Genomic DNA, 13,996 nt, shown 5'->3' on the forward strand with positions numbered 1-13,996 from the left:
AACAAAACGCCCGATGCGGTGCATCGGGCGTTTTGAGGCCTATCGGCCTACCTGAACAGGTGTAAACCTATTTCAGGACTAGACAGGCGGTGTTCAGCGTCGACGGAACAGCGGCTGCGGCTCGTCGGTGGCGGCCTGGTAGGTCACCGAGAAGTCCTGCAGGCTCTGCAGCGCTTCGACCGGGTCCTTGTCGGCCCGCAGGGCGAAGGCGTCGAAACCGCAACGCTTCATGTAGAACAGCTGGTCGCGCAGCACGTCGCCGATGGCACGCAGCTCGCCGGTGAACTTGTAGCGGTCACGCAGCAGGCGCGCATTGGAGTAGTTGCGCCCGTCGGTGAAGGCCGGGAAGTTCAGCGCGATGACCTGGAAGCTTGCCACGTCATCGCCGATTTCCTCGGCTTCCTCGTCGGCATCCAGCCACACGCCCAGGCCGCCGTCGCGGGCCTTGAGGGCATGGGCGTGCTCGCGCCACAGGTGCAGCGGCACGATGTAGTCGTCGCAGTTGGTCAGTTCGTCCAGGGTGACGTCCTTGGGCAGCAGGTGCCAGGTTTCGTCGACGATCTGGTTGCCTTTAATGATTCGCTGCATAGACGCGCTCCTTGAAAGGGTCGATGCCAATACGTTGGTAGGTGTCGATGAAGCGCTCGTCTTCAGTACGTTTTTCGACGTACACATCGATCAGCTTCTCGATCACGTCCGGCATGTCGTCCTGGGCGAACGAGGGGCCGAGGATCTTGCCCAGGCTGGCGTCGCGGCTGGCGCTGCCACCCAGGGACACCTGGTAGAACTCCTCGCCCTTCTTGTCCACCCCGAGAATGCCGATATGGCCGACGTGGTGGTGGCCGCAGGCGTTCATGCAGCCGGAGATGTTCAGGTCCAGTTCGCCGATGTCGAACAGATAGTCCAGGTCGTCGAAGCGGCGCTGGATGGATTCGGCGATCGGGATCGACTTGGCGTTGGCCAGCGAGCAGAAGTCGCCACCCGGGCAGCAGATGATGTCGGTCAGCAGGCCGATGTTCGGCGTGGCGAAGCCGTTTTCACGCAGCTCCAGCCACAGCGCGTGCAGCTGGCGCTGCTCGACGTCGGCCAGGATGATGTTCTGCTCGTGGGAGGTGCGCAACTGACCGAAGCTGTAGCGTTCGGCAAGGTCGGCCACCGCGTCCAGCTGCTTGTCGGTCAGGTCGCCCGGCGCCACGCCGGTCGGCTTGAGCGACAGGGTAACGGCCACATAGCCCGGCTTCTTGTGCGCCAGGGTATTGCGCGTGCGCCAGCGGGCGAAGCCCGGGTGCTGCTGGTCGAGCTCGGCCAGCTGGCTGTCGAGGTTGTCCAGCGCCAGGTAGTCGGGGTCGACGAAGTGCTTGGCCACGCGATGCACTTCGGCATCGGTCAGGGTGGTGCTGCCGCCGCGCAGGTGCTCCATTTCGGCGTCGACCTTCTGGGCGAACACCTCCGGCGTGAGGGCCTTGACCAGGATCTTGATGCGCGCCTTGTACTTGTTGTCACGGCGACCGTAACGGTTGTACACGCGCAGGATCGCGTCCAGGTAGCTGAGCAGGTCCTGCCAGGGCAGAAATTCGTTGATGAAGGCGCCCACCACCGGGGTACGGCCCAGGCCGCCGCCGACCAGCACGCGAAAGCCCAGTTCGCCGGCCGCGTTGTGCACCGGCTCCAGGCCGATGTCGTGCACTTCGATGGCCGCACGGTCGCTGGCCGAGCCATTGATGGCGATCTTGAACTTGCGCGGCAGGTACGCGAACTCGGGGTGGAAGGTGGTCCACTGACGCACGATTTCACACCATGGGCGCGGGTCGATCACTTCGTCGGCGGCAACGCCGGCGAACTGGTCGGTGGTGACGTTGCGCAGGCAGTTGCCGCTGGTCTGGATCGCGTGCATCTGCACCGTGGCCAGCTCGGCGAGGATCTCGGGGATGTCCTCCAGGGCTGGCCAGTTGTACTGCACGTTCTGCCGGGTACTGATGTGCGCGTAGCCCTTGTCGTAGTCGCGAGCGATTTTGGCCAGCATCCGGGTCTGGCGCGACGTCAGCTGGCCGTAGGGCACGGCTACCCGCAACATCGGGGCAAAACGTTGAATATAGAGGCCATTTTGCAGGCGCAGGGGGCGGAACTCTTCTTCGCTCAGCTCACCGGCCAGGTAGCGTCGGGTCTGGTCTCGGAACTGCTTGACGCGGTCCTCGATGATCCGCTGATCGTACTCGTCGTATACGTACATAGGGGTCCTGTTCTCAGGCTGCTTGCAGCTAATCGCGCGCACGGCCGCGCACTCCGGGGCGGAGCCGAGGCAAGATAGCAGTTTGCGTTTATGCGCAAAAGTGATGTTTTTGCATATGAAAAGAACTATATGGACTAAGTGAGACTGGCTAGCGTTTGGCTGTCACCTGAGCGTTGCCCGTGCCGTCGCGGTTATACTCGGCGCTTTGCGTTGCAGGAGCGTACTCGAATGCTCAAGGCCTTGTGCCTGTCGGTGTGGCTGGGCCTGTCGCTGGTGAGTGGCGCCCAGGCGGCCTCGGTGGTGTTTCTCAATCCGGGCAATGCCGACGAGACCTTCTGGGTCAGTTACTCGCGTTTCATGCAAGGCGCCGCGCAGAACCTGGGCATGTCCTTGCGTGTCGAGTACAGCGGGCGTGATCGCCAGCGTGTGTTGCATCAGGCGCGACAGGCGCTCCAGGGGCCGCAGCGGCCGGACTACCTGGTGCTGGTCAACGAGCAGTACGTGGCGCCGGAGATCATCCGCCTGTCGCGCGGCAGCGGGGTCAGGCTGTTTCTGGTCAACAACGGCCTGACGGTCGACCAGGCGCGGCAGGTGCACGAGTATCCGGACCGTTATCCGCCGGTCCTCGGCACCCTGACCGGCAACGACGAGGAGGCCGGCTACCGCATGCTCAAGACGCTGGTCGAGCAGTTGCCGCCCGCTGCCCTGCAGCAGGGCGTGGACCTGCTGGCGTTCTCTGGGTTGAAGCACACCCCGGCGGCGCAGTTGCGTGAGCAGGGCATGCACCGGGCGTTGGCCGAGTTGCCCGGCGTGCACCTGCGCCAGCTGGTGTATGGGGAATGGAGTCGCCAGCGCGCCTATGAACAGGCGCAGTTGCTGGGTGCGCGTTATCCGCGTACGCAGCTGGTGTGGTCGGCCAATGACGAGATGGCGTTCGGCGCGATGCAGGCATTCGAGGAGGCCGGGCGGGTGCCGGGCCGGGATGTGCTGTTCAGTGCGGTGAACAGTTCGCCGCAGGCCCTGCAGGCGCGAATCGAGGGTCGATTGAGCGTGTTGATGGGCGGGCACTTTTCTCTGGGCGGGTGGGCCATGGTGCTGCTGCACGATGATGCGCAGGGCGTGCCGATCGGTCAGTTGCTCGCCCGGCCGCGGCCGGTGCCGGTGCTTCAGCTGATCGATGCGGTCAAGGCACGGCGCTGGCTCACGCTTGAACAGCAGGGCGACTATGGGCTGGATTTCAAGGGGTTCAGCGCCGTTGGCAAGGCGCCAGGGTATCGATACCCGTTCCTGAAGGACGCGATGGACTACTAACCGACGAGCTGTACAAAAACCCTGCTTGAGCAAAGGGCATTGCTGGACTTAACTGCATCAGGTGCAGTGCATTCCCATAACCACAACAAGAGGCAATGCAATGGGAAATCCAAGCAAGGCAAGCAAGCCGGACAGCAGTGTCGATGCGTGGGCGATACTCTGCCTGATTGTGCTGGTGGTCGTGACGGCGGTTTACTGGGTCAGTCATCAATAGGCGACGCCGCAAGAGCGAATCAACCCGCTCTTGCGGACATGCCGGTGCAGCACCACCCTCAAGCCTTCAGCAAGGCCTCCGGTGCCTCGGCAGGCACCGGTCGCCCGATGGCCTGCTCGACCCGGCGCGCCACCACCGGGTCATCGGCAAAGGGTATGAGGCTTGCCTGGTCATCCACCTGGTCGCTATGGCGCCTCAGGCAGGCGCTGGTGATCAGGTAGAAGAACACCAGTCCGGTCACGCAGTACAATCCATATGCCCAGCCGTTCATTCGCTGCCCCTTACGCCATCTGCGCGTTGTCCAGTGCCAGTTTCGGGTCTGCCACGCGTACCGTGCGCCAGGTGTTCCAGGCCATCAGCAGCATCCCGCTCAGGAAGCACACGCCACCGACGAAGCGCACGATGAAGCCCGGGTGGCTGGCCACCAGTGCCTCCACGAACGAGTAGGTGAGGGTGCCGTCGTCGTTGATGGCGCGCCACATCAGGCCCTGGGTGATGCCGTTGACCCACATCGAGGCGATGTACAGCACGGTACCGATGGTGGCCAGCCAGAAGTGCAGGTTGATCAGCCCGATGCTGTACATCTTCTCGCGGCCGAACACCTTGGGAATCATGTGGTACAGCGCGCCGAAGGTGATCATCGCCACCCAGCCCAGCGCACCCGCATGCACGTGGCCGATGGTCCAGTCGGTGTAGTGCGACAGGGCGTTGACGGTCTTGATCGCCATCATCGGGCCTTCGAAGGTCGACATGCCGTAGAACGCCAGCGACAGCACCAGGAAACGCAGGATCGGGTCGCTGCGCAGCTTATGCCAGGCGCCCGAGAGGGTCATCATGCCGTTGATCATGCCGCCCCAGCTCGGGGCCAGCAGGATGATCGACATCGCCATGCCCAGCGACTGCGCCCAGTCGGGCAGGGCGGTGTAGTGCAGGTGGTGCGGGCCTGCCCAGATGTACAGGGTGATCAGCGCCCAGAAGTGCACGATCGACAGGCGGTAGGAATACACCGGCTTGCCGACCTGCTTGGGCACGAAGTAGTACATCATCCCCAGGAAGCCGGTGGTCAGGAAGAAGCCCACCGCGTTGTGGCCGTACCACCACTGCACCATCGCATCGGTGGCCCCCGCGTACACCGGGTAGGACTTGAACCAGCTGACCGGAATCGACAGGTGGTTGACCACGTGCAGCATCGCGATGACCACGATGAAGGCCCCGAAGAACCAGTTGCCGACATAGATGTGCGTGCCCTTGCGGCGCAGCAGGGTGCCGAAGAACACCACGCCATAGGCCACCCACACGATCGCCATCCACACCGCGCCGGTGAATTCGATCTCGGCGTATTCCTTGGTGGTGGTAAGGCCCAGGGGCAGGCTCAGCAGCATGATCACGATGGTTGCCTGCCAGCCCCAGAAGGTGAAGGCGGTCAGCCAGTCGCTGTAGAGGCGTACCTGGCAGGTGCGCTGCACCGCGTAGTAGCTGGCGGCAAACTGCGCGCTGCCGGCGAAACCGAAGATCACCAGGCTGGTGTGCAGGGGGCGCAGGCGGCCGAAGGTGGTCCAGGGCAGGTCCAGGTTGAGCTCCGGCCAGACCAGTTGCGAGGCGATCCATACGCCCATGGCCATGCCGACGATGCCCCACACCACCGTCATGACCACGAACTGCCGGACCACCTTGTAGTTGTAGGCCTGTGCCTGTTGATGAGTACTCATGGCTGTTTATCCGCGTTTCCTTCCTAGCCCACCCCCCGACGGGACGAGCACAGGCGCTGACTCTAGAAAGCCTGCCGTAGACAAAACAGACTCAGAAACAGGCCTTATATACGGATCAGATAAAAGCCCTGTATTCATTGGGCAAAAGCGCTACTGATCTGTAACAGGTGCGACATTTGAACGCTGTTATGCGGCCTAAATCGCAGTCAACGGGGTGACCATCGGCCGCAGCCAGGGTTCATTGGAATTATCTTGACATCACCGCGAAACGCAGTAGAGAATTTCACAAACTTTGCGCGCAAAGTTTTGCAGGCAGGGGCTTTCTGTCGTTGTTGCAGGCGTTGCGCGATCCGATACGACACTTAACGCGCCAGGGCTAACGGGACGACGCAGGTGCGCATCCCGCGCACGCATTCGGCACCGGAAAATATAATAACGAAGGGAGCAACAGATGAAGCTTTCCAAAGAATTGGTCCTCCAGGCAAAGGCGACATTCGGTACGCCTACCTACCTGTATGACGAGGCGGTGCTGCGCAGCAGTTTCAATGAACTGCGCGACGCCTTGCCCGACTGCGTGGACATCTTCTACGCGCTCAAGGTCAATCCGAATCTGTCGCTGGTGAAGCTGATCCGTTCGTACGGCGGCAACACCGAGGTCTGTTCGCTGGGCGAGCTGGAAATCGCCCTGAAGGCGGGCGTTGCACCCCAGGACATCATTTTCCTGGGCCCCTACAAGAAGCCCGAGGAACACCGCCGGGCGCTGGAAGTGGGGGTGTACGCCATCGTCGTCGAATCCGAAACCGAACTGCGCGCGCTTTCTGCCCTGGCCGGCTCGCTGGGCTGTACCGCGCCGGTGGCCATTCGCATCAATCCCAATTTCTCGGCCTCGGGCTCGCCCTGGAAGATGGGCGGGCGCCCGACCCACTTCGGTATCGAGGAAGACACCGCAGTGGCCAATTTCGGCCAGTACCTGGCGCTGCCCAACCTGCATATCAAGGGCATTCACGTCTACAACGGCACCAAGATCCTCGACGCCCAGTCGGTGTATGACAATGCCAGCTACATCCTCGACCTGTACCGCAACCTCACCCTTCGCTACGACCTGGACCTGAGCATGGTCGACGTCGGCGGCGGCCTGGGCATCAAGTACTACGAGAACGAAAAGGAACTCGACACCCGTCAGCTCAAGCAGCTGCTGGCCCCGCTGTTCGACAGTTTCCATCGCCAGTTCCCGCGTACCCGCATCATCGTCGAGTCCGGCCGTTTCGTGGCCGGCAAATGCGGCGCGCTGCTGGTCACCGTCGACAACATCAAGCACAACCACGGCAAGACCTTCGCCGTGACCGACGGCGGCACCAACTGCCACGGTGCTGCGGCGGGCAGCGGCCAGGTGCTCAAGCGCAACTTCCGCATCGTGCACGCCACCGGCGGCAATGGCGCGCCGCTGCGCGAGTACCATATCTCCGGCCCGCTGTGCAGCCCCGACGACCTGCTGGGGCGTGACGTGCGCATCGAGACCCTGAGCGAAGGCGACCTGCTGGCGGTGACGGCCTCCGGTGCCTATGGCCCCACGGCCTCGCCCACCCTGTTCCACAGCCATGGTCACCCGGCCGAGGTGATCGTCAGCCACGGCCGCCTGTTCCTGGCCAGGGCCCGTCAGACCGCACTGGAGATCCGCGACAGCCACGCCGACGTGGCGCTGGACGACATGCTCGCCGCCCCGGCCAGCGCACCTGCTGCCAGCAGCGCACCGGGCGTGACGGCCAGCGGCGCCACGCAGGCGCAACTGATCGAGATCCTGCGGGTGGTGCTCAAGCTGCCAGCCAGTACCGAGGTGCGTGCCGACTCGCACCTGCGTGACCACCTGGGGCTCGACTCGCTCACCTCGATGGAGCTGCTGGTCAGCCTGGAGGACGAGATCGAAGGCTTCTTCGTCAACCCCGACACCATTGCCCCCGGGCACTTCAATACCGTGACGACGCTGGCGCAGTACATCGACGCCAACCGCCAGAACGCCCCCGAAACCGCCTCGCAAGGCCAGCCAGAGGTACAGTATGAGCCGGTCTAGCGTGCTCCTGCAGCAGGTACTGGAGGCCAGCAACGGCCTGTACCCGCGCAAGGCGGCAGTCATCTATGCCGATGAAACCTACACCTATGCCGACCTCGACGATTCCAGTTCGCGGCTGGCCTCGGGCTTGCAGGCCTGTGGCCTGCAGCGTCAGGAACGGGTGGTGCTGTGCCTGGGCAACCGGGTAGAAACCATCTGTGCCTTCTGGGGTGTGCTCAAGGCCGGTGGCGTGGTGGTCAATGTCGGCCTGGAGACTCATGCCGAGGGCCTTGACTACATCGTGCGGGACGCCGAGGCCTCGGTGCTGATCACCACCTCGGAGAAGTTCGCCAGCCTGTCGGTGGACACCCCGAGCCTGCCGTACCTGCGCACCATCGTGCTGCTGGACGGCGAGGCCGACTCGGCGCTGACACGCACCTTCGAGGGTGTGCTGATGCAGGGCAACGGAGCTCCGGTGCCTTGCGGCACGCTGGACCTGGACCTGGCCGCGATCATCTATACCTCCGGGTCCACCGGCGAGCCCAAGGGCGTGATGCTGACCCATCGCAACATGCTCGCGGCGCTGTCGTCGCTGCACACCTACCTGGGCTACAACGACAGCGACCACGTGCTCTGCTCGTTGCCGCTGTCGTTCGACTATGGCCTGTACCAGATGATCATGGCGCTGAGCGCGGGCGCCACCCTGGTACTGGAAAAGGAATTCACCTGGCCGATCTTCCTGATCAAGAAGATCCGCCAGTACCAGATCACGGTCATCCCGTTCGTGCCCACCATGCTCATGCTGCTGCATGAGTACGCGAGCAAGCGCAACGCCAGTTTCGAGCACGTGCGCATGGTCACCAATACCGGCGCGGCGCTCAAGCCGCCGCACATTGCGCAGATGAAGGCGCTGTTTCCGCAGGCGCAGATCTTCTCCATGTACGGCCTGACCGAGTGCAAGCGCTGCACCTACCTGCCGCCAGAGGACATCGACAGCAAGCCGGGCAGCGTCGGCATCGCCATTCCCAACACCGAGTTGTGGCTGATCGACGAGCACGGCCAGCGCATCGACCAGGCCCACCAGGTGGGCCAGTTGGTGATTCGCGGCGCCACGGTCATGGCCGGCTACTGGCGCAACCCGCAGGCCACGGCGAAAAAGCTCAAGCCCGGCCCCTATCCCGGGGAGAGCGTGCTGCATACCGGCGACTACTGCCACCTGGACGAAGACGGCTACCTGTATTTCGAAGGCCGGATGGACCACGTGATCAAGTCCCGCGGCATGAAGGTCAGCCCGGCGGAAGTGGAAGACTTCTTCTATGCCATGGCAGGCATCGACGCGGCAGCGGTGGTCGGTGTCGAGGATGCTGCGGCCGGCGAAGGGCTGTGGGCTTTCGTGACCTTGAGCCAGGGCGTCACGCTCAGCGCCGAGCAGTTGCTCGAACGCTGCCGCGCCGGGCTCGAGCCGCACAAGGTGCCACTGGCAATCAGTATCGAGCTCACCTTGCCGCGCACCGCCAACGGCAAGTTCGACCTCAAGCAGTTGCAACACACGGCACGCTCGGCGCAGCTGGCGGCCGCCGGCTGACAGGCGCTGCGGGTGTTGCCCGTTACCTCGAAACAGTGCTTACGCAGGGAGTATCTACATGCGTCTTGGCAATAAAGGCAGGGACCAGACCCTGGACGTCAACGGGCAGACGTTTGCCCTGCGGGTCTGGGGCGAGGAGGGGGCTCATCCGGTATTGGCCGTGCATGGCTGGCTGGACAACGCCGCCTCGTTCGAACAGGTGGCGCCGTACCTGAAGGATTGCTTCGTGGTGGCACCGGACCTCGCCGGGCACGGACGCTCGGACCATCGGCGTGCCGACAGTGGCTACTATCTGTGGGAACATGCCGACGACATGAATACCCTGGTCGAGTGCATGGGCTGGAAGCGCTTTTCGGTGATCGGCCATTCCATGGGCAGCGGCATCGCGTCGATCCTGGGGGCGATGAACAAGTCCATCGACAGCATGATCTTCCTCGATGGCATGGGCGCTCCGTTCACCATCGCCGAAGAAGACACCGTGGAGCACCTGAAGAAGGCCCATCGCCTGATGCGCCTGGCCCTGCGCACCCGCCTGCATGGGTTCTCGGCCCCCGACAGTGTGCAGTTCAGCAGCGTCGAGGCGGCTGTCAACGAGCGGCGCAACAGTATCGACGGCCTGCTCTCGCCGGCCTCGGCACGCCTGCTGGCCATGCGCGACCTGCTCAGCGTGGGGGATGGCTACCGCTGGCGTCACGACCCGCGGCTGGTGCTGCCCGAACCGATGCAGCTGACCGAGCGTCAGGCCTGCGACTTCCTGCGCCAGATCAGTTGCCCGCTGCATGTGATGCTCGGGCGCCAGGGCCTGTTTGCCGGCCCGGAATTCGACAAGCGCAAAAAAGCGTTGCCCTGGGCCAGCCGTGTGCACTGGCATGATGGCGGGCACCATTTTCATCTCGAAGCGGCAAGTGACAGCCTGATCGCACAGATCAACACCGCCCTTGCGCAAAACGAGCAGGGCCCGGTGCGACGAATAGCCAATGAGTAACGGAGTAGGCGTGTGAAAGAGTTCTGGATTGCCCCGTCGATGCTGGCGGCCGATTTTGCCCGGTTGGGCGAGGAAGCCGAGCGGGTTCTGGCTGCCGGTGCCGACGTCATCCACATCGACGTGATGGACAACCACTACGTACCCAACCTGACCATGGGGCCGCAGTTCTGCAAGGCCCTGCGCAGCTACGGCATCACCGCGCCGCTGGATGTGCACCTGATGGTCACCCCCGTGGACCCGATGATCCAGGCATTTGCCGAGGCGGGTGCCGACTACATCTCGATTCACCCCGAGGCCACCGTTCACCTGGACCGCTCCCTGCAACTGATCAAGGATCTGGGGTGCAAGGCGGGCCTGGCCTTCAATCCGGCCACAGGGCTGGAGGAATGCAAGTATGTGTTCGACAAGCTCGACCTGTTGTTGCTGATGTCGGTCAACCCCGGCTTCGGCGGGCAGTCGTTCATCCCGGCGGTCTTGCCCAAGATCGAAGCAGCGCGCAAGCTGATCGATGCCAGTGGCCGTGACATCCGCCTGGAAGTGGATGGCGGGGTCAACCTTCACACCATCGGCCAGGTCGCTGCGGCCGGTGCCGACATGTTCGTGGCCGGTACGGCGATCTTTTCCCAGCCCGATTACCGCGCCACGCTCCACGCCTTGCGCAGCACGATTGCCGATGCCGCCCCGCGGCGCCAGTCATGAGCTGTGCAGTGAATTTCGCGAACCAGCATGAGTTACCCGTCCTTGCACAATAATACGTTTATCAAGGCCTTGCTGCGCCAACCCACGGCGCATACGCCTGTCTGGCTGATGCGCCAGGCCGGCCGCTACCTGCCCGAGCATCGTGCCCTGCGTGCCAGGGCCGGCTCGTACCTGGACCTGGTGAAGAACCCGGACCTGGCCACCGAGGCCAGCCTGCAACCGCTGCGCCGTTTCAGCCTGGACGCCGCCGTGGTGTTCGCCGACATGCTCAGCCTGCCCGACGCCATGGGGCTGGGCCTGTACTGCGTGAACGGCGATGGACCGCGCTTTCGTCACCCCTTGCGTGACGAGGCGGCCATCGAGCGCCTGCGCGTACCCGAACCCGAGGCGCTGGAGCACACCTACCAGACCCTTGCCCAGGTGCGTCACGAACTGGAGGGCAAGGTGCCGGTGGTGGGCTTTGCCGCAAGCCCCTGGACCCTGGCCTGCTACATGGTCGAGGGTGGCCCGTCGGGCGACTGCCAGTTGATCAAGAAGATGCTCTACCGTCGCCCGGAACTGCTGCACCGGTTGCTCAAGGTGCTCGGTCACGCGGTGGCTGCCGACCTCAATGCACAGATCGAGTCCGGCGCCCAGGCGGTGATGCTGGTGGACAGCTTCGGCGGTGTGCTGGCCGACGCTGCCTATCGGCGTTTCTCCCTGTATTACCTGCGTGAAGTGCTGGCGCGCCTGCACAAGACCCAGCATGGCGTGCGCATTCCCTCCATCGTGCATACCCGTGGTGGCGCCCAGTGGCTCAGCCCGCTGGCCGACAGCGGCGCCGATGCGCTGGGCCTGGACTGGACGTGTGACCTGGCGCTGGCTCGCCAGCTGGTGGGCAACTGCGTGGCGCTGCAGGGCAACCTCGACCCGGCCGTGCTGCTGGCAGACGAGGCGAGCATTCGCCGCGAGGTGCGACGCACCCTGCAGACGTTCGGACCACCGGCGGCCGGTTTCGGCCACGTGTTCAACCTGGGGCAGGGCATTTCGCCGGCCACTTCGCCAGAGGCGGTTGCAGTACTGGTCGACGCGGTGCATCACTACAGCCGCGTCGCGGGAGGTGTGCATGCTTGACCCGACGTTCGACTTCGACAAGATGCTGTGTTTCTCGCTGTATTCGACAGCCAACGCCATGGTTCGGGACTATGCCGAACCGCTCAAGCGACGTGGCGTCACCTACCCGCAACTGCTGGTGATGGCCGGGTTGTGGGGCAAGGATGATGTGTCGATCAGCGCCTTGAGCGAGCTCACCCTGTTCGACCTGGGCACGTTGACGCCAATCGTCAAGCGCCTGGCGGATGCGGGGTTCATCACCGTGTACCTGGACCCCAGCGACCGACGCCGACGCAACCTGCTGCTGACCGACAAGGGCCGTGAGCTCAAGGCCGAGGCGGCGCAGGTGTTCAGCAACATGGCGTGCAAGATCGACCTGGGCGAGGGCGAGGTGGAGCAGGTGCTCAACGTGTGCCACCGGATCCGTACCCGCCTGCGCTGACCCGCACCCATTCGCCAGCAAGGCCTGCTCCTGTAGGAGCCAGCCTTGCTGGCGAACAGCCACACCACCCACCACATTGGCACACTCGCCAACCACCCTGGCAGCCAGCGAAACACCCCACCTTCAGCAGCGCCATACACTCTCCTGGGATGTTCCCAACCATAACAAAAGGAGTGTTCATGACTGCCGGCACCGTACCCCTGCTAGCCAGTGTCCAGCGTTTTCTCGGACGCCAACACGGCCTGTACATCAATGGCGGCTGGCGGCCGTCCACCTCCAGCCAGACCCTTACCGTCTTCAACCCGGCCAACGGCCAACCCATTGCCGTGACCCCCGATGCCAGCGCCGAGGATGTCGACCAGGCCGTGCAATCGGCGCATCGGGCATTCGTCAGTGGCGTGTGGGCGCGCCGCGCCCCGGCCGAGCGCGAGCGTATCCTGCTGCGCTACGCCGACTTGCTCGAACAGCACGGTGAAGAGCTGGCCCAGCTCGAAACCCTGGAACAAGGCAAGTCGATCAACATCGCCCGCGCCTTCGAAGTCGGCAGTACCCTGAACTGGATGCGCTACACCGCCGGCCTCACCACCAAGATCTGCGGGCGCACCCTGGATGTGTCGATCCCGGTGCCCGAAGGTGCCCGCTACACCGCCTATACGCGCAAGGAGCCGGTCGGCGTGGTGGCTGGCATCGTGCCGTGGAACTTCCCGCTGATGATCGGCATGTGGAAGGTGATGCCCGCCCTGGCGGCCGGCTGCTCGATCGTCATCAAGCCCTCCGAGATCACCCCGTTGACCCTGATGCGCATGGCCGAGCTGGCCACCGAGGCCGGCATTCCGGACGGCGTGTTCAACCTGATCACCGGCAGCGGCAGCGTATGCGGCAGCGCCCTCACCAGCCACCCGCGGGTGGCGAAGATCAGCTTTACCGGCTCTACCGCCACCGGCAAGCACATTGCCCGTTCGGCAGTCGACCGCCTGACGCGCCTGTCACTGGAGCTGGGTGGCAAGAACCCGGCCATCGTGCTGGCCGACGCCGATCCGCAGCAGGTGATCGAAGGCCTGATGATGGGCAGCTTCCTCAACCAGGGGCAGGTGTGCGCCGCCAGTTCGCGTATCTATGTCGAGGCGCCGCTGTTCGACCGCCTGGCAGCGGACTTCGAGCAGGCGATCAAGGGGCTGAGCGTAGGCCCGGGCCTGGACCCCAGTGCGCAGATCAACGCCCTGGCTTCCGGCGCGCACCAGCAGTCGGTGCAGGCCTACCTGGCCGATGCCCGCGAGCAGGGCGCGCAGATCATCAGCGGTGCCAGCGCGCCGGATGCCAATGGCTACTACGTCAGCCCGTCATTGATCCTCAACCCCGACGACAACCTGCGCCTGACCCGCAGCGAAGTGTTCGGCCCGGTGCTGAGCCTGACCCGCGTGGCCGATGTGGAAGAAGCGCTGGCCCGCGCCAACGACAGCGACTATGGCCTGACCGCCAGCCTGTGGACCACCAGCCTCAAGTCGGCCATGGACCTCACCCCGCGCATCGAGGCCGGCACCGTGTGGGTCAACAGCCACACCCTGATCGATGCCAACATGCCGTTTGGCGGCTTCAAGCAATCCGGTACCGGGCGTGATTTCGGCGTCGACTGGCTGGACGCCTTCACCGAGACCAAGTCGGTGTGCATCCGCCACTGAGGC

The 13,996-nt window shown here is 64.1% G+C and carries 12 protein-coding genes; 8 read left to right on the forward strand and 4 right to left on the reverse strand.

What is annotated here, in order from left to right; translation table 11 throughout:
* Positions 1 to 93: 93 nt before the first annotated feature.
* Complete coding sequence (locus NJH59_RS15305; protein ID WP_043859917.1) at positions 94 to 588, reverse strand: DUF934 domain-containing protein; 495 nt, start codon at positions 586 to 588, stop codon at positions 94 to 96.
* A complete protein-coding gene (locus NJH59_RS15310) occupies positions 572 to 2,230 on the reverse strand; it encodes a nitrite/sulfite reductase (RefSeq protein WP_043859916.1) in 1,659 nt (552 codons plus the stop codon). The genes NJH59_RS15305 and NJH59_RS15310 overlap by 17 nt, the downstream gene beginning before the upstream one ends.
* A gap of 228 nt (positions 2,231 to 2,458) precedes the next feature.
* On the opposite strand from NJH59_RS15310, the gene NJH59_RS15315 reads away from it, so the two are divergent.
* Positions 2,459 to 3,541, forward strand: coding sequence for an ABC transporter substrate-binding protein (locus NJH59_RS15315; protein ID WP_229589289.1), 1,083 nt, complete (start codon positions 2,459 to 2,461; stop codon positions 3,539 to 3,541).
* A gap of 272 nt (positions 3,542 to 3,813) precedes the next feature.
* On the opposite strand, the gene NJH59_RS15320 is transcribed toward NJH59_RS15315, so the two are convergent.
* Positions 3,814 to 4,026: a hypothetical protein gene (locus tag NJH59_RS15320; protein WP_054915446.1), complete on the reverse strand. Its 213-nt coding sequence runs from the start codon at positions 4,024 to 4,026 to the stop codon at positions 3,814 to 3,816.
* 10 nt (positions 4,027 to 4,036) lie between these two features.
* Positions 4,037 to 5,464 (reverse strand): cytochrome-c oxidase, cbb3-type subunit I, encoded by a 1,428-nt coding sequence (gene ccoN / locus NJH59_RS15325; RefSeq protein ID WP_043863022.1) that lies wholly within the window; start codon positions 5,462 to 5,464, stop codon positions 4,037 to 4,039.
* 451 nt (positions 5,465 to 5,915) lie between these two features.
* Here ccoN and NJH59_RS15330 point away from each other — a divergent pair, with 451 nt between their 5' ends.
* The 7 genes from NJH59_RS15330 to NJH59_RS15360 all read left to right on the forward strand — a co-directional run bounded on the left by NJH59_RS15330 (position 5,916) and on the right by NJH59_RS15360 (position 13,993).
* Complete coding sequence (locus NJH59_RS15330) at positions 5,916 to 7,532, forward strand: phosphopantetheine-binding protein (protein WP_253086963.1); 1,617 nt, start codon at positions 5,916 to 5,918, stop codon at positions 7,530 to 7,532.
* Entirely contained in the window at positions 7,519 to 9,096 is a 1,578-nt protein-coding gene (locus NJH59_RS15335; protein ID WP_052504287.1) for a class I adenylate-forming enzyme family protein, read from the forward strand. Before NJH59_RS15330 ends, NJH59_RS15335 begins: the two co-directional genes overlap by 14 nt.
* A 58-nt stretch (positions 9,097 to 9,154) precedes the next feature.
* A complete protein-coding gene (locus NJH59_RS15340) occupies positions 9,155 to 10,081 on the forward strand; it encodes an alpha/beta fold hydrolase (protein ID WP_043863019.1) in 927 nt (308 codons plus the stop codon).
* A 12-nt stretch (positions 10,082 to 10,093) separates the two neighbouring features.
* Positions 10,094 to 10,780 (forward strand): ribulose-phosphate 3-epimerase, encoded by a 687-nt coding sequence (rpe, locus tag NJH59_RS15345; protein WP_043863018.1) that lies wholly within the window; start codon positions 10,094 to 10,096, stop codon positions 10,778 to 10,780.
* A 27-nt stretch (positions 10,781 to 10,807) separates the two neighbouring features.
* Positions 10,808 to 11,893, forward strand: coding sequence for a uroporphyrinogen decarboxylase (gene hemE / locus NJH59_RS15350; RefSeq protein WP_253086964.1), 1,086 nt, complete (start codon positions 10,808 to 10,810; stop codon positions 11,891 to 11,893).
* Positions 11,886 to 12,314: a MarR family transcriptional regulator gene (locus tag NJH59_RS15355; protein WP_043863016.1), complete on the forward strand. Its 429-nt coding sequence runs from the start codon at positions 11,886 to 11,888 to the stop codon at positions 12,312 to 12,314. Before hemE ends, NJH59_RS15355 begins: the two co-directional genes overlap by 8 nt.
* Before the next feature lie 179 nt (positions 12,315 to 12,493).
* Positions 12,494 to 13,993, forward strand: coding sequence for an aldehyde dehydrogenase family protein (locus tag NJH59_RS15360; protein WP_058541132.1), 1,500 nt, complete (start codon positions 12,494 to 12,496; stop codon positions 13,991 to 13,993).
* Positions 13,994 to 13,996 lie beyond the last annotated feature (3 nt).

The sequence above is a fragment of the Pseudomonas sp. VE 267-6A genome, from assembly GCF_024126555.1.
Lineage (GTDB): Bacteria > Pseudomonadota > Gammaproteobacteria > Pseudomonadales > Pseudomonadaceae > Aquipseudomonas > Aquipseudomonas palmensis.